The organism is Actinophytocola sp. (genome assembly GCF_049647105.1).
Taxonomy (GTDB): domain Bacteria; phylum Actinomycetota; class Actinomycetes; order Mycobacteriales; family Pseudonocardiaceae; genus Actinophytocola.
Window position 1 is genome coordinate 1 of the sequence record NZ_JBARWZ010000074.1, and the last position, 15,836, is coordinate 15,836.

The window sequence follows — 15,836 nt, forward strand, 5'->3', positions numbered from 1 at the left end:
TCGCAGGCCAGCACGACGCGGGTGGCGATCCCGGACGCGGGCGCGGCCGTCACCAGCCCGGTGACGATCGCGGAGTGCACCGGCAACGCGTCCAACGCCGCGCGGGTCGAGGTTCACATCACCCACCCCTACCGGGGTGACGTGGTGATCGACCTCGTCGCGCCGGACGGCACGAGCTACCGGCTGAAGAACTCGAGCGGGAGCGACTCGGCGGACAACGTCGACGCGACGTACACCGTCAACGCGTCGGCCGAGGCCGCGAACGGCACCTGGTCACTGAAGGTGCAGGACCGGTTCCGCTCCGACACCGGCACGCTCGACAGCTGGAAGCTGTCCGTCTAGGTATTTGCGGTCAAATCGCTGAGGGCCACCTCCGGAGTTCTCCCCGGGGTGGCCCTCAGCCGTCCGCGCGGGCAAGATACTGCAAGTTACTGTGAGGTAGCGTCGCTGGTGACGGGCGGCGCACATGTTCGTACCTAGGAGCAGACCATGCGCGAACTCGCTGTCCCCGCGTTGGCAGCCGTGCCGGACAGCGGCGGCCTGGCGGACGTCGTGTTCACCAACGCCGACGAGGCCCCCGACAGCATCGTCTTCCGGCGCAAGGTCGGCGGCGCGTGGCGGGACGTCACGGCCGCGCAGTTCCGCACCGAGGTCATCGAGGTCGCGAAGGGCCTGATCGCGGCGGGTGTCGAGCAGGGCGACCGGGTCGCGATCCTGTCCGCGAACTGTTACGAGTGGACACTGTTCGACTTCGCCATCTGGGCGGCGGGCGCGGCGTCGGTGCCGATCTACGTGACCTCCTCCGTCGAGCAGATCGAGTGGATCATGTCCGACTCCGGCGCGGTCGGCGTGGTCACCGAGAACGCCGCGCTCGCGGAGCGGGTCGAGCAGGTCCGCGACAAGCTCGGCGCGTTGAAGCACGTGTGGCGCATCGACGACAAGGCCGTCGAGTCGCTGGTCGAGGCGGGCAAGGAGACGCAGGAGACGGCCGTCGGGCAACGCCGTGCCGCGGTCAAGGTCGACGACCTCGCGACCCTGATCTACACCTCCGGCACCACCGGCAGGCCGAAGGGCGTCGTGCTCACCCACCGCAACCTGTTCGCCGCGTGCAACAACGCGGTCGAGTACCTCGCGGCGCTGTTCAAGGGCGACGGCACCGGGGAGGCCCCCTCCACGCTGCTGTTCCTGCCGCTCGCGCACGTGTTCGGGCGGATGGTCGAGGTAGGCTCCGTGATCGCGCGCGCGACGCTCGGCCACTGGGCGGACGTGAAGACGCTGACCGACAACCTCGCCGCGTTCCAGCCGACGTTCATCCTGTCCGTGCCGTACGTGCTGGAGAAGGTGTACAACGGCGCGCGGCAGAAGGCGCACGCGGGCGGCAAGGGCAAGATCTTCGACGCCGCCGCGGCCACCGCGATCGAGTGGAGCGAGGCGGGCGACAAGGCCGGGCTCGGCCTGAAGATCAAGCACGCGGTGTTCGACCGGCTCGTGTACTCGAAGCTGCGGGCGGCCCTCGGCGGGCAGGTCAAGTACGCGATCTCCGGCGGAGCGGCGCTCGGACCGCGGCTCACGCACTTCTTCCGCGGTGCGGGCATCACCGTGTACGAGGGCTACGGGCTCACCGAGTCGACCGCGGCGTCGTTCGTGAACTCGCCGTTCGGCGCGAAGCCGGGCACGGTCGGCAGGCCGCTGCCGGGTACGGCCGTGCGGATCACCGAGGACCACGAGATCCTGCTGCGCGGCGACGGCGTGTTCACCAGGTACTGGCAGAACGAGACCGCGACCAGCGAGGCCATCGACGGCGACGGCTGGTTCGCCACCGGCGACCTCGGCGACCTGGACGACGACGGATTCCTGAAGATCACCGGGCGCAAGAAGGAGATCCTGGTGACCAGCGGCGGCAAGAACGTGGCGCCGTCGGTGATCGAGGACCGGATCTCGGCGCACCCGCTCGTCGGCCAGGCACTCGTCGTCGGCGACGGGCAGAAGTACATCGCCGCGCTGATCACGATCGACATGGACTACTTCGGTTTCTGGAAGTCGACGGCAGGCAAGGACGAGAAGTCCACGGTCGCCGACCTCGTCGACGACGCCGATCTGAACGCGGAGGTCCAGAAGGCCATCGACGACGGGAACCTCGCCGTGTCGACGGCGGAGTCGGTCCGGAAGTTCCGGGTCCTCGACACCGAGTTCAGTCCGGAGAACGGCTATCTGACCCCGTCGCTGAAGCTCAAGCGAAACGTCATCATGAAGGACTTCTCGAACGAGGTCGACGCGCTCTACAGCTGACATTTCGTGATTGCTTGAACGCCTGGTGGTTCTCGGTAAGGTGCTCCCACCCGGCAGACCAGCGTGCAAGCTTGGAGGTCGAGGGACATGGGGCGACACTCCTCCGCGAAATCTCGTGGGTGGCGTGGCAGGTCGCCCCTGATCGCCCTGTGCGCGCTGCTGGTACTGGGGCTGCTCGGCTGGTTCACCTACGACTTCCTGTCCGACCGGCTGCGGGCGGCGAGCTGCGACACCACGACGCAACTCAACGTGACCGCGTCCCCGGACATCGCGCCGGTGCTCGCGCGCACGGCCCGCGATCTGTCCACTGAGGACACTTGTTACTCGGTGCGGGTGTCCAACAGTGAGTCCGCCGCGACGGCCGAGTCCCTTGTGGTGTCCGACGGCACCGAGCAGCCGGACGTGTGGCTGCCGGACTCGACGGTGTGGCTGCAGCGCGCCGAGGCCCGCGGCGCGTTCGACGCCCCGGTCAGCGGCACGTCGATCGCGAGTTCGCCGGTGGTGCTCGGGCTCACCGAGGACGTGGCGAAGCAACTCGGCTGGCCTGGCAAGACGCTGACGTGGACGGACGTGCTTGGTTCGCAGGCCCTGCGGATCGGCATCCCGGACCCGGCACTGGAACCGGTCGGCGTCTCGGTTCTGTACGGCGCGCGTGAGCTGCTGAAGACCCAGCCCGACCCGGCCGCGGCGGTGACCACCCAGCTGCGCAGGCTGTCGGCGAACGCGCTGCCCTCGGTGAGCGACCTGTTCGGCAGGCTGCCCGGCGCGGGGTCGGAGGAGGCGCCGCTCGACGGGTTCTTCGTGTCGGAGGCGGCGGTGCTGCGCCAGAACGCCAAACCGAACGCGGTGCCGATGGTGGCGGTGTACGCGCAGCCCGCGGTGCCCGCGCTGGACTACCCGTACATCGTGCTGCCGGACACGCCGACGCGGAAACGGAGCGCGGCCGAGAAGTTCCTGACCGCGCTCATGACCCAGCGGACCGCGGACACGTTGTCGGACGCGGGTTTCCGCACGCCGGACGGCGAGATGCTGCGCAAGCGCGGCAACGACCAGCACATGTCGGCTGCGAAGATGACCCCCGCCGAGCTGCCGCCGTCCGACCAGGTGGACGCGCTGCTGAACGAGTGGTCCGGGGTCAACCTCAGCGGCCGCGTGCAGGTGCTGCTGGACGTGTCGGGGTCGATGGCCGAGCCGGTGCCTGGCACCGGCCGCAACCGCATGGCGGTGACGCTGCAGGCCGCGGAACTGGGCATCGGCCTGATGAAGCCGACCACGAAGATCGGTGTCTGGCTGTTCTCCACGAACCTCGACGGTGACAAGGACTACAAGGAACTGCTGCCCGTGCAGCCGATCAGCGAACAGGTCAGCTCCGGCGCGTTCGCGAAGCTGCGGCAGGTGCGGGCGATCCCCAACGGGGCGACCGGGTTGTACGACAGCACGTTGGCGGCCTACCGGGCGTCCAGGCAGAACTTCGAGCCAGGGCGCATCAACACCGTGATCGTGATGACCGACGGACGGAACGAGGACCCGAACAGCATCAGCCGCGATCAGCTGCTTGCCGAGCTCGCGAAGCTGCAGGACCCCCAGCGGCCGATCCGGATCGTGGGCATCGGCATCGGCCCGGACATCGACGTCGGCGAGCTGCAGTCCATCGCGGGCGCCACCGGCGGGCAGGCGTTCACGACCCCGGACCCGACGAAGATCCGCGACATCTTCTACGCCGCACTGTCGCGCGTGCTGTGCCAGCCCCCGTCCTGCGAGCCCGGCCCGGGCGGCTGAGTCCCGCGAGTCGTGGTCCAGCAGATCGTCATGGCCGGTGCGGCATGATCGGGGTATGCGATGCGACGTGTGGTGGGCGCACCCGGCCGCCGGGACGCCCGGGCTCCTCGAGTTGCTCGACGAGGTCGAGCTGGGCCGTTATGCGGGTTACCGGCGGGAGATCGACAAGTTCCGGTTCCTGACCGGCCGCGCGCTGATCCGCGGTGTCGCCGCCGCTGAGCTGGGCATACCGGCCAAGGACGTGGCCATCGACAGTTCCTGTTTCGACTGCGGGAAACCGCACGGGAAGCCGAAGATCGCCGGGCTCGAGGTGTCGATCTCGCATTCCGGCGACTGGGTCGCGCTCGCGCTGACCGACGCCGCGCCGGTCGGGGTGGACGTCGAGGAGGTGCGGGACGCGGAGGTGGACGACCTTGCCCGGATCTCGTTCTCGCCCACCGAACTGGCCGCCTTCGGCACCGTGCCGCAGGGGGACCGCCGCGGCGCGTTCTTCACCTACTGGTCCCGCAAGGAAGCCATCGTCAAGGCCACCGGCAAGGGCATGTCGGTGCCGATGAGCACGCTGACGCTCACCGCACACGACGAGCCGCCGAGGGTGGTCGTGTCCTCGTCGCCGGAGGTCGTCGTCGACGCCGTGCACATGGCGGACCTGGATATCGGCGACGGTTACCGGGCCAGCGTGGCCGTTTTCGGCGACACCGCCCCCAAGGTCACCGAACGGGACGCAACAGACCTGATCACCGCACTCGGCTAGCTAGTCCGCCTCCCCGGAATTCACAGTGCTGGTTCCGACCCAGCTCAGGCGCCGGACATCGAGGTGGTTGGTGGCTGGGTGCCGTCACGTTCCCCTGAGGTCACTGCTGGTCAGGTCCAGGACCCTCGCACAAAGATCAACCGTCTAAATGCAAGCCCATGGCGCGTAGCAGGGTGCGGAACTTCGCCGAGGTCTCCGTGACCTCCAGTTCCGGCACGGAGGCGGGCATGATGCCCGCGCCCGAGTACAGGGTCATGGTCGGCGGTCCGGTCACCGGTTCGGTCAGCTCACCGCAGCGGATGCCGACCACCCATTCGCCGTCGCCGTCGGCGTCGCACCAGCCGATGGCGCCCGCGTAGAAGCCGCGGTCGAACGGTTCCAGCGCGGTGATCGTCGAGCGGGCCGCGGCGGCCGGGGTGCCGCAGACGGCCGGGGTCGGGTGCAGGGCGCTCGCCAGCCGCAACGACGTGATGCCCGGGTCGCGCAGCTCGCCCTCGATGCGGGTCGACAGGTGCCACACGGCGGTCGTCCTGATCAGCGACGGTTCGGCGGGGACGTCGAGGGTGCGGCAGAACGGGCGCAGGCCCTCGGCCACGGCCTCGACCACCACGCGGTGCTCGTCGCGGTCCTTCGCCGACGCGAGCAGCGACTCGCCCGCCGCACGGTCGGCGGCCGGGTCCTGTTCCCTCGGGATCGACCCGGCCAGGGGGTTCGCGACGACGGTCGTGCCGGTACGGGACACCAGCATCTCGGGGGTCGCGCCGACGAGGGTGCGGCGGCCGGCCGCGCACGGCAGGTCCACGGCGTAGGTGAAACCGGTGGCGTTGTCGGAGACGAGGTTCGCGAGCAGGGTGCGCACGTCGACCGGCGCGGCCATGGTCAGCCGGAGCGACCGGGCCAGCACCACCTTGCGCAGTTCACCGGCCCGCAGGGACTCGACGGCGGCGGCCACGGCCCTGGCATAGCCCGCGCGGGAGGGCATCGCCTCGACCGACTCCACGGCGCCGAGCGGCCTGCGCGGAAAGACGGGCAGCGGACCGGACCACCGGATCGATTCGGGGAGGACGACGTGTGGCGCGGCGTCCGTGTCGAACGGGAGCGCGCCGACCGCGACCGGGGTGTCCGAGTCGACCAGCAGCTTCGTGACCCGCTTGGCCAGCTCGTCGGGATCGGGCTCGGTGACGACCTGCCGTTCGCCGGTCGCCAGCAACGCGCGCCGGGGGGACGTCAGCAGGAACGAGCCGGGGCGATAGTCCTCGATCACCCCTTCATCATGCCCACCAAAACGGCGGGAAAACTTCCCCCGGGGTAGGATTTTGAACACGTTCAGGGCCCGCGAGCGGTACACCCGCGGGCCCTGATGAGTCGTGTGTCAGTTCAGCGCGTCGATCAGCGCGGAGCGCTGGCGGTCGCCGAGACCGGCGGCGCGCCGGTCCGGGTCGATGCCGGTCTGTTCGAGCAAGGCGGCCACCTTGACGGCGCCGAGCCCCGGCACCGCCTTCAACAGCGCGGCGACCTTGGTCTTGCCGATGGTCCTGTCTTCCTTGGCCTTGCCGAGCACCGACGCGATGGTCCGCTCGCCGGACTTGATCGACGCCAACAGCTCGGAGCGCGCCTTGCGCGCCTCCGCCGCCTTGGCCAGCGCGTCAGCGCGCTGCTCTGGAGTCAACGTGGGCAGAGCCACCGTGGTGTTCCTTCCTAATCCGACTGCTGGCGGGTCCCGCGTAGGCCGACGACCAGGGCAAACCTGGACCGCTCCCCCGCGGCGCCGCCGCCAGTAAACACATCTACGACCTGCAACATACGCGCGACACGCGAAGAGTTCTCGCCGAAAGCGCAGGTAACACACCTTTTGGGGGTCTGACACGCTCCGTTACCCGTATTCACAGGCGCCGTTCCGGCACTACTGTCCACCCCAACGGACCCACCAGTAACCAGGAGCTGAACAGCGATGTTGGGCACCATGCAGGACGGGCAACTGTCCATCGCGAACCTTCTGCGGCACGGCAGCCGCGTCCACGCGGGCGCCGAGGTCGTCACCTGGACCGGCGCAGAGCCCCGCCGGTCCACGTACGCCCAGGTCGGCAAGGAGGCCGCGAAGCTCGCGCACGCGCTGCGCGGCCTCGGCGTCACCTCCGACCAGCGGGTCGGCACGTTCATGTGGAACAACACCGAGCACCTGGTCGCCTACCTCGCCGTGCCCGCGATGGGCGCGGTCCTGCACACGCTCAACATCCGCCTGTTCCCGGAGCAGCTGACCTACGTCGCCAACCACGCCGAGGACCACGTGGTGCTCGTCGACGGCACGCTCGTGCCGCTGCTGGCGAAGGTCCTGCCGACGTTCGAGACCGTCAGGCACGTCGTGGTGGTCAACGGTGACCCCGCATCGCTGCGGGCGCCGGAGGGTGTGACCGTGCACTCGTACACCGAGTTGCTCGCGGACCAGCCCGACGAGTTCGAGTGGCCCGTCGTGAACGAGAACACGGCGGCCGCGATGTGTTACACGTCCGGCACGACCGGTGACCCGAAGGGTGTCGTCTACACGCACCGGTCGATCTGGCTGCACTCGATGCAGGTCTGCATGACCGACTCGATGGCGTTGTCGCAGGCAGACCGCGCGCTGGTGATCGTCCCGCAGTTCCACGCGATGTCGTGGGGGCTCCCGTACGCGGCGCTCATGGTGGGGGCGTCGATGATCATGCCGGACCGGTTCCTGCAGCCTGAGCCGCTGGCCGCGATGATCGCGGCCGAGCGGCCGACGATGGCGGGCGCCGTGCCGACGATCTGGCAGGGCCTGCTCGCGCTGCTGGACCAGAAACCGCAGGACCTGGCGCCGCTGGAGCGGGCCGTGGTCGGCGGGTCGGCGTGCCCGCCGTCGCTGATGTCGGCGTTCGACAAGCTCGGCGTCACGATCATCCACGCGTGGGGCATGACGGAGACCTCGCCACTCGGCTCCGTGTCCCGGCCGCCCGCCGGGCTGTCGGCCGACGACGCATGGGAGTACCGGATCCTGCAGGGCCGGTTCCCCGCGGCGGTGAGTGCGCGGCTCATCGACGACGACGGCAACGAGCTGCCGTGGGACAACGAGGCGGTCGGCGAGCTGGAGTGCGCCGGACCGTGGGTCGCCGCGTCGTACTATCGCGTCGACGCAGGTCAGGAGGGTTCCGAGAAGTTCTCGCCGGACGGCTGGCTGCGCACCGGCGACGTCGGCGCGATCACGCCGGACGGGTTTCTGCGGCTCACGGACCGGTCGAAGGACATCATCAAGTCCGGCGGTGAGTGGATCTCCTCGGTGGACCTGGAGAACGCCGTGATGGCGCACCCGGCGGTGGCCGAGGCGGCCGTGATCGGGGTGCCGGACGAGAAGTGGTCCGAGCGGCCGCTGGTCGCGGTGGTGCTGAGGGATGGCCAGTCGGTGACGCCCGCCGAGCTGCAGGAGTTCCTCGCGGGCAAGGTCGCGAAGTGGCAGCTGCCGGAGAACTGGACGTTCATCGACGAGGTGCCGAAGACGTCGGTCGGCAAGTTCGACAAGAAGCGGCTGCGCGCGACGGCCGCGGACGGCTCGCTCGACATCGCACACCTGTCGTGACCGCACTTGACGAGGCGGCCACCGCTTCGCTGCGCGAGCTGGTGCCGTTCGCGGCCCACCTCGGCATCGAGATGGTGGCCGCCACGGCCGAGGCGGTGACCGGGCGCGTGGCGTGGGCGGAGTCGCTGTGCACGTCGGGCGGCTCGCTCAACGGTGGCGTGATCATGGGGCTGGCGGACAACGTCGGCGCGCTGTGCGCGTTCCTGAACCTGCCCGTCGGCGCGGGGACGACGACGATCGAGTCGAAGACCAACTTCCTGCGCGCCATCCGTTCCGGGTACGCGACCGCGACGGCTCGTCCGCTTCATGCCGGGCGGCGAATCATCGTCGTCGAAACCGACGTTGTCGACGACGAAAAACGCCTGGTGGCAAGGGTTACGCAAACCCAGGCGGTGCTGTGATAACCCGCGCGGGGTAGGCCAAATGGTCGGCACCGACCGTTGGAAATGGGTATCGTCGGCCGCGTGCCGGAACCTCGTACACGGAAGTTGACCGCGACGTCGTACGTCGTGCTCGGCATGCTGAGCCACTCGCCGGCGACGAGCTATGACCTCAAGCAGTGGGTCGCGAACACCATCGGCAACTTCTGGGCGTTCGCGCACTCGCAGCTCTACGACGAACCCGCCCGCCTGGTGGCCGACGGGTACGTGGCGGAGGAGGTCGAGGAGGGCGGCCGGCGCCGCCGCACGTACTCGATCCTGCCCCCGGGCCGCGAGGCACTGCGCGACTGGCTGTCGTCGCCGACCGTCGAGCAGACCGAGGTGCGCGACCTCGGTCTGCTGAAGTTGTTCTTCCTGAACTTCGGCACCCGCAAGAACCTGCTGCAGCTCGCGAAGGACCGCCACGAGTCCCACCGAGGGCACGCGGACGCGTACGAGCAACAGCGCGCGGGCATCGTCGACTACGCCGACCGCTGGCAGGTCAAGACCCTCGAACTGGGCATCCGCTACGAACGCTGCGTGGAACAGTTCTGGCGCGACTTCCTGAAGGAACTGGAAGAAGAAGACCTGGGCTAAGCGCCCAGGGTGGAATGTCCCGAAAGGCGCTTTCGGGTCATTGAGCGTCCCGAAAACGCCTTTCATGGCATCGGATCACCCACGCTGACCAGCGGAAACCCGCAAACCGGCCGAATGCCAACCCCCACCCGTTCCCGGGGGCGTCCCGCCTTGCCAGTCTACCGGTGGGCACTGACATTCCCGCGTTGTCGATCTTGACTGTGGATAACTTGCCCTGCTGTGGACAACTACGGGGTGTCAGGCAAGTGGGAGCTATTTACATGATCTATGGTGGCCTGGAAAATCCTTCGCATGCGCGCACACCCGTTACGTCTTGGCACGGTCACCGCCGGGCTTGGAGTCGCTCTCGTCATGTCGCTGTCCCCCGTGCCTGTGGTGGCCGAGCCGGCCACGAACGACGCGCCGGTCGACTTCCGCCAGTGGCGGTCCACCTCCGACTTCCTCAAGGGCCGCTCGGAAGGGCTGCTGCCCACGCCGGGCGGGCTGGTCATCGCCCGGCCCGTCGGCACGGTCGAGCACACCGAACCGGACCTCGGCACCACCCGCACCTACGAGTACGGCCGGTGGACGTCCCCGGTCTACCGCCATGGCTTCGACGCCACCCAGCTCGTCGCCTCATGGAACGCCAGAACGCCCAAGAACACCTGGCTCGCCGTCGAGATGCAGGGCACGACCCCCGCGGGCACGAAGAGCAGCTGGTACACGATGGCCCGCTGGGCGCTGTCCGACTCCGACATCATCCGCACGACCGTCCCCGACCAGGAGGACGCGGTCGGCTACGTCGACGTCGACACGTTCGTCGCCGAGCAGCCCATCGCGGCCTACCAGCTCCGCGTCACCCTCTACCGCGAGCGGGGCACGCACAGCACCCCGAAGCTCGGCATGGTCGGCGCGATGACCTCGGCCATCCCCGACCGCTTCACCGTTCCCGCTGGTCCGACGGCGGGTGCGTGGGGCCTCGAGCTGCCGGTCCCGCGCTACTCGCAGAACGTCCACGCTGGCGAGTACCCGGAGTACGGCGGCGGCGGCGAGGCCTGGTGCAGCCCGACCTCGACGGAGATGGTGGTCGAGTACTGGGGCAAGAAGCCCAGCCGCCAGGACCTGGCGTGGGTCGACCCGAACATCGCCGACCCCACGATCCCGCACGCCGCCCGCTTCACCTACGACCACGACTACGACGGCACCGGCAACTGGCCGTTCAACACCGCCTACGCGGCGTCGTTCGGCCTGAACGGGCACATCACGCGCCTGTCCTCGCTGACCGACATCGAGAAGTACATCAAGGCGGGCATCCCGGTGATCACGTCGCAGTCGTTCCTCGCGACCGAGCTGGACGGCGCTGGCTACGGCACGGCGGGCCACATCATGGTGGTCGTCGGCTTCACGGAGAACGGTGACGTCATCGCGAACGACCCCGCCTCCAGCAGCAACGAGGCCGTCCGCAACGTCTACAAGCGCGACCAGTTCGCGAACATCTGGCTGCGCACCAAGCGTCACAACGCGTCGGGCGGCATCTCCGGCGGCCCGGGTGGCGTGGCATACATCATCGCACCGCCCTGGAAGAAGCTGCCGCGCCTCTGACACGGTAGGCAGGTGAGCTTCGCCGACGAGGACTACCCGGCGGTGCCCTATCCGGGCGCCCGGCCTTCGGTCTCCTACGTGCACGACGACGCCACCGGGTGGGAACTGACCCCCGACCCGGTGGCGTCGTCCGGCTGGCGCGCGGAAGGCCGCGACCTCGACGACTGGCTCGCCGCCCGGGACGCGGAACCGCTCGCCTGCCGCGTGCCCGTGCTCTGCTACGGCTCCAACGTCTGCCCGTCCAAGATCACCTGGCTGCGCGACGCGCTCGGCCTCACGGGTCCCGCCGTCCTGCTCCACGCGCGCTGCACGGACGTCGCCGCGGTCTGGGCCAGTGGTCTGCGGGTCGTCGATGACCAGCGGCCCGCCACGCTCACCGCCATGCCGGGCAACACCGAGGAGCACGCGGTCTGGTTCGCCACGCCCGCCCAGGTCGCGGTGCTCGACCGCTGCGAGGGCAGAGGTGAGCGCTACCGGCTGGCCCGTGTGGACACCGGCGAGGTCCGCCTGGCCGACGGGTCGGTCGTCGACGGCCCGCTCGCGTACGTCGCGGCCGCCCCGCGCCGCCTTCCGCTGCTGGTGGACGGAAAGGCCGTGCGGTGCCTCGACGTTCCGCAGTCCGGCGCGGCCGCACTCGTCGGCACACCGGCGAGTACCGACGGGCTCACCGTGCGTGAGGTCCCCGGAGCGCCGGAGCCGGCGGACTTCCCCGCCCGCGTCTTCGTCTACGGCACGCTCCAGCCGGGTGCGTCGGACTGGTGGCGGCTCGAACCACACGCGACCGGAGAACCCCGTGCCGCCGCACTGCCCGGCACCATGTTCGACACTGGTCTCGGCTACCCCGCGCTACAGCTCGGCGACGGGCCCGGCGTGTCCGGCTGGGTGATCGACCTGGCACGACCCGCGTTCACTCTGTCCACATTGGACGAATACGAGGGTTCGGAGTATCGGCGCGTGCGCGTTGCGTTACCAGGCGGGCAACTCTGCTGGACGTACGTGTGGATCGAACCGATCAAGGGATTGCGTAAGCTAACCGCCCCATGGGGGAGCGCGGATCCGTCTCGGAGGTGATGGCGTGGCCCGACATAGCAGACTCAGTGCGGTCGCTGTGCTGGCGATCGTGACGTTGAGCGGGTGCGGTGCCCGGCCGAGCGCCGCCGGGGACACGTCCACCCGGTTGACCGTCACGACCACGGAGTCACCGACGTCCAGCGCGTCGGCGGCCTCATCGCCGCCGTCCTCCGGTGGCGAGACGTCCCCGCCGGACCAGGGGAACCGCTGCACGGCGGCGATGCTGACCGGCACGGTCGAACCGCAGAACGCGGGTGCCGGCCAGCGGTACGCGACCCTGGTGGTACGCAACAAGACTCAGCAGACGTGCACGCTGTCGGGTTACGGCGGCCTGGATCTGCTCGACGTCACCAAGAATGTCCTGCCAACGCGGGCAGAACGCACGCTGGCCCCGGAATCCGCGCTGGTAACGCTGCGGCCGGGCGCGTCGGCGGGCAAGACCCTCCACTGGGGTGTGGTCGCGACCGGGGGCGAGCCGACGGACGGCCCGTGCCAGCCCGCCGCGTCGAGCATCAACGTGATCCCACCGGACGAGACCGCATCGTTCGAGGTGGACTTCGAGTTCGGCCCGGTGTGCGACAACGGCAGGATCGAGACCAGCGCCTACTTCCCGCGCTGACGTTTTTCCCCGTTTCCCTGTTCATGCGCACGTCCAGCAGGCAGCATTGCGCCATGAACACCGAGCCCGACCTCGCGTCACAGCAGACGGTGCGGCAACCGGTGCCCGCCCCGTCCCCCGAGCACACCGAGCCGAGGTCAGAGGACCCGCCCGGCGATCCGCTCGCGAAGATCATGATCACGCCGCGCGCGTTCTGGGCGGTCCTCGCCGTCGCGGCGCTGTTGCTCGGCCTGCTGCTCGCGTTACTGCCCGTGAAGGTGGCGAACGCAGACCCCGCCGACCCCGGCTTCGTCTCGTGCGGCAACACGATCGGCGGCGTCGAGACCGGCCCGCTCGGCGCGCAGCTTGACCAGCCGGGCGAGGACGTGATCGCCACCTACGTGAACACGTGCGAGAGCGCGATCGCGACGCGCCTGGCGTACTCGTGGCCGATGTTCTTCGCCGGCGCGCTCGCGATCGTGTGGTCCGGTGTGGTGCGCAGGCCTACCGCACCAGTTTCCCTGGGTTGAGCACACCGTCGGGGTCGAGCGTGTGCTTGACCGCGGCGAGCACTTCGGTGCCAAGGTCGCCGATTTCCCTTGCGAGGTAGGGCGCGTGGTCGACACCGACCGCGTGATGGTGCGAGATCGTCCCGAGTGGACCGTCCGAAATGGCCTCACACGCGGCAGCTTTTGCGCGCTGCCACTGACCTTCCGGGTCGTCGAGGTCGCGCGGCACGATCGTGGTGAAGTACAGCGACGCGCCGGTCTCGTAGGCGTGGGAGATGTGGCACGCGACGATCGGCGTGCGGCCGGGTGCGGACAGCGACCCGATCAGCGCGGCGCGGACCTCGGTGCGCAGGGTGGCCAAGCTGGACCAGTAGGTCGCGGTCTCGAGGGTCTCGACGCAGACTCCCTTGTCCATCAACGCGTCCCGCTGCCGCGGCCCGGCGAACCGGCCGTGCCGCCACGACTCCCCCGCAGCGGTGCCGAGCGACACCGGCCGCTGCCTGCGCAGCACCCGCAGCGTGGCGCGGCGGCGCAGGGCCAGCTCCTCTGTGGACGTGGTCTCCCAGCCCAGGATCAGCAGGCAGGGTTCGAGGATTCCCCGCGCACGCAGGTACTTCCGCACGACCGCGGTCTTCCAGCCACCCGACATCGTGAACGCGACCTCGGTCTCCTGCGGGTCGGACAGGCGGGTGACGTCCCCGAGCACCCGTGCCTGCGCCAGCTCGCGGACGGCGGCGGCACCCGCCTCCCAGCCGTCGAGCACGAAACCCTCGTAGCGGCGCACGGTTGGCAGCTCCCGCACCCGCACGGTCACCTCGGTGATCACGCCGAACGCGCCCTCGCTGCCGACGACCAGCTGCCGCAGGTCGGGCCCTGCCGCGGACGCCGGCGAGACGCCGAGCCGCCACTCGCCCCTCGGTGTGGCGACCCGGACGCCCTCGACCATGTCCTCGAACCGCCCGTAGCCCGACGACGCCTGGCCGGACGAGCGGGTGGCGGCGAACCCGCCGATCGTGGCGCGTTCGAACGACTGTGGCACGTGCCCCAGCGTCAGCCCGTGCGCGGCGAGCAGCCGTTCCGCCGCAGGCGCCACCACCCCGGCCTGGAGGACGGCGAGCCTGGACACGGGGTCGACCGACACGAGCTTGTCGAGCCGCATCAGGTCCAGCACGACCACCGCGGCCTTGTCACCGCGCAACGCGGTGACGCCGCCGACCACGGACGTGCCGCCGCCGAAGGGAACCAACCCGATGTCGTTGGCGGCGCACACCTCGACGACCTGCTGCACCTGCGCCGGGTCCTCGGGCACCACCACCGCGTCCGGCACCGCGAGCGGACCGGATCCCCTGTGCCGCAACAGGTCCAAATAGGACAGTCCGCCCGCGCGGCCGAGCCGGTCGTCCCGGCCGGTCAGCACGTGCCGCTCCCCGACCACCTGGCCGAGGGCCTTCCGCGCCTGCTCGGACAGGGCGGACTCCGGCACCGTGAGGACGGAGTCCGGCGCCACGGGAGTCGGACGAGCGTCAAGACCGGTGCGCGACGCCAGCCAGCGGGTGGCGTGAGGAGGCAGGATGGCGTCCTGTCCGCCGTCGGGCGTCCACCCACGACGAACAAGGTGGTCACTGTTGTTGGTCACGGGTATAGTGTGACACATGACGTCCATCCGTCACACATCGTCACCCAACCGCGTCGCGGACGACCTGTTGCTCGACGCGGCCATGGAGTGCGTTCTCGCGGTCGGCGTACGCAGGGCCACGCTGAGCGACATCGCGAGGACGGCCGGCGTCAGCCGGATGACGTTGTACCGCAGGTTCCCCGACGTGCGCGGGATGCTGTCGTCGCTGATCACCCGCGAGTTCGGCAAGATCCTGGCCGCCGCGAACGAGGCCGTGCGCGCCGAGCAGAACGCACGCGGGCAGCTCGTGGTCGCTGCGGTGCACACCATCCGCGCGCTGGCCGCGAACCCGTTGATGCACGCGGTGATCGAGCGGGACGCCGAGCTGCTGCTGCCTTACATCATGGAGCGCATCGGCACGAGCCAGCGCATGACCGAGGACTACCTGCGGGCGCTGCTCACCGCCGGGCAGGCGGACGGGTCGATCCGCACGGCCGACCCCGTGGTCCAGGCCCGCACGATCTTCCTGCTGCTGCAGCCGTACGCGTTCACGATCCGGCCGTCGACCTCCGATATCGGGTTCGATGACCTGCTGGCCGAGCTTGGCAGGCTGCTCGACGCCGCGCTGCGGCCGTGAACACCGCGCTGAACGCCGCCCGGCGGGCGGAGGAGCTCGCCGCGCTGGCGGCAGGCGAGGTGGTCGACGTGCTCGTGGTCGGCGGCGGTGTGACCGGCACCGGCATCGCGCTGGACGCGGCCGCACGCGGGTTGTCGGTGGCGCTGCTGGAGGCGCACGACCTGGCGTTCGGCACGTCGCGGTGGTCGAGCAAGCTGGTGCACGGCGGGCTGCGGTACCTCGCGAAGGGCGACGTCGGGCTCGCGCACGAGAGCGCGGTCGAGCGCGGCATCCTCATGACGTCGACCGCGCCACACCTCTCGCGGCCCCTGCCCCAGCTGATTCCGTTGCAGAGCACGGTGTCCCGCGGCAACGCGGCGATCATCGCGGCCGGGCTGCGTGCGGGTGACGCGTTGCGG

16 protein-coding genes are annotated in these 15,836 nt (G+C 69.9%); 13 read left to right on the plus strand and 3 right to left on the minus strand.

Translation table 11 applies throughout. The annotated features are described in order from the left end of the window. From WBA97_RS09105 to WBA97_RS09120, 4 genes are all read left to right on the plus strand, one after another. On the plus strand, window positions 1–342 hold a 342-nt coding region (locus WBA97_RS09105), incomplete at its 5' end, for a proprotein convertase P-domain-containing protein (RefSeq protein WP_424230286.1). A 147-nt stretch (window positions 343–489) separates the two neighbouring features. Beyond that, window positions 490–2,289, plus strand: coding sequence for an AMP-dependent synthetase/ligase (locus WBA97_RS09110; protein ID WP_424230287.1), 1,800 nt, complete (start codon window positions 490–492; stop codon window positions 2,287–2,289). 87 nt (window positions 2,290–2,376) lie between these two features. Continuing rightward, the gene (locus WBA97_RS09115) at window positions 2,377–4,068 is read left to right on the plus strand and encodes a substrate-binding and VWA domain-containing protein (RefSeq protein WP_424230288.1); all 1,692 of its coding nucleotides are present in this window, start codon (window positions 2,377–2,379) and stop codon (window positions 4,066–4,068) included. A gap of 55 nt (window positions 4,069–4,123) precedes the next feature. After that, window positions 4,124–4,822, plus strand: coding sequence for a 4'-phosphopantetheinyl transferase family protein (locus WBA97_RS09120; protein ID WP_424230289.1), 699 nt, complete (start codon window positions 4,124–4,126; stop codon window positions 4,820–4,822). A 136-nt stretch (window positions 4,823–4,958) separates the two neighbouring features. Here WBA97_RS09120 and WBA97_RS09125 read toward each other — a convergent pair whose 3' ends face one another. Together WBA97_RS09125 and mihF are read right to left on the minus strand one after the other, a co-directional pair. Then, window positions 4,959–6,086, minus strand: coding sequence for an isochorismate synthase (locus WBA97_RS09125; protein WP_424230290.1), 1,128 nt, complete (start codon window positions 6,084–6,086; stop codon window positions 4,959–4,961). A gap of 108 nt (window positions 6,087–6,194) precedes the next feature. After that, window positions 6,195–6,506 (minus strand): integration host factor, actinobacterial type, encoded by a 312-nt coding sequence (gene mihF, locus WBA97_RS09130; protein ID WP_424230291.1) that lies wholly within the window; start codon window positions 6,504–6,506, stop codon window positions 6,195–6,197. A 267-nt stretch (window positions 6,507–6,773) separates the two neighbouring features. On the opposite strand from mihF, the gene WBA97_RS09135 reads away from it, so the two are divergent. The 7 genes from WBA97_RS09135 to WBA97_RS09165 all read left to right on the plus strand — a co-directional run bounded on the left by WBA97_RS09135 (window position 6,774) and on the right by WBA97_RS09165 (window position 13,207). After that, window positions 6,774–8,411 (plus strand): long-chain fatty acid--CoA ligase, encoded by a 1,638-nt coding sequence (locus WBA97_RS09135; protein ID WP_424230292.1) that lies wholly within the window; start codon window positions 6,774–6,776, stop codon window positions 8,409–8,411. Next, on the plus strand, window positions 8,408–8,812 hold the full coding sequence (locus WBA97_RS09140) for a PaaI family thioesterase (protein ID WP_424230293.1): 405 nt from the start codon (window positions 8,408–8,410) through the stop codon (window positions 8,810–8,812). The genes WBA97_RS09135 and WBA97_RS09140 overlap by 4 nt, the downstream gene beginning before the upstream one ends. Window positions 8,813–8,875: 63 nt before the next feature. Further along, entirely contained in the window at window positions 8,876–9,427 is a 552-nt protein-coding gene (locus WBA97_RS09145) for a PadR family transcriptional regulator (RefSeq protein WP_424230294.1), read from the plus strand. Between the two features lie 351 nt (window positions 9,428–9,778). Further along, window positions 9,779–11,008, plus strand: coding sequence for a C39 family peptidase (locus tag WBA97_RS09150; protein WP_424230301.1), 1,230 nt, complete (start codon window positions 9,779–9,781; stop codon window positions 11,006–11,008). Between the two features lie 12 nt (window positions 11,009–11,020). Continuing rightward, on the plus strand, window positions 11,021–12,079 hold the full coding sequence (locus WBA97_RS09155; RefSeq protein WP_424230295.1) for a gamma-glutamylcyclotransferase family protein: 1,059 nt from the start codon (window positions 11,021–11,023) through the stop codon (window positions 12,077–12,079). A gap of 4 nt (window positions 12,080–12,083) precedes the next feature. Beyond that, window positions 12,084–12,698, plus strand: coding sequence for a DUF4232 domain-containing protein (locus tag WBA97_RS09160; RefSeq protein WP_424230296.1), 615 nt, complete (start codon window positions 12,084–12,086; stop codon window positions 12,696–12,698). Window positions 12,699–12,751: 53 nt separating this feature from the next. Beyond that, the gene (locus tag WBA97_RS09165) at window positions 12,752–13,207 is read left to right on the plus strand and encodes a hypothetical protein (RefSeq protein WP_424230297.1); all 456 of its coding nucleotides are present in this window, start codon (window positions 12,752–12,754) and stop codon (window positions 13,205–13,207) included. Here WBA97_RS09165 and WBA97_RS09170 read toward each other — a convergent pair. Further along, on the minus strand, window positions 13,182–14,822 hold the full coding sequence (locus tag WBA97_RS09170) for an FAD-binding oxidoreductase (RefSeq protein WP_424230298.1): 1,641 nt from the start codon (window positions 14,820–14,822) through the stop codon (window positions 13,182–13,184). The genes WBA97_RS09165 and WBA97_RS09170 overlap by 26 nt on opposite strands. Window positions 14,823–14,838: 16 nt before the next feature. Here WBA97_RS09170 and WBA97_RS09175 point away from each other — a divergent pair, with 16 nt between their 5' ends. Together WBA97_RS09175 and WBA97_RS09180 are read left to right on the plus strand one after the other, a co-directional pair. Beyond that, entirely contained in the window at window positions 14,839–15,438 is a 600-nt protein-coding gene (locus tag WBA97_RS09175) for a TetR/AcrR family transcriptional regulator (protein ID WP_424230299.1), read from the plus strand. Then, a partial coding sequence (locus WBA97_RS09180) for an FAD-dependent oxidoreductase (protein ID WP_424230300.1) occupies window positions 15,435–15,836 on the plus strand: 402 nt, incomplete at its 3' end. The genes WBA97_RS09175 and WBA97_RS09180, both read left to right, overlap by 4 nt.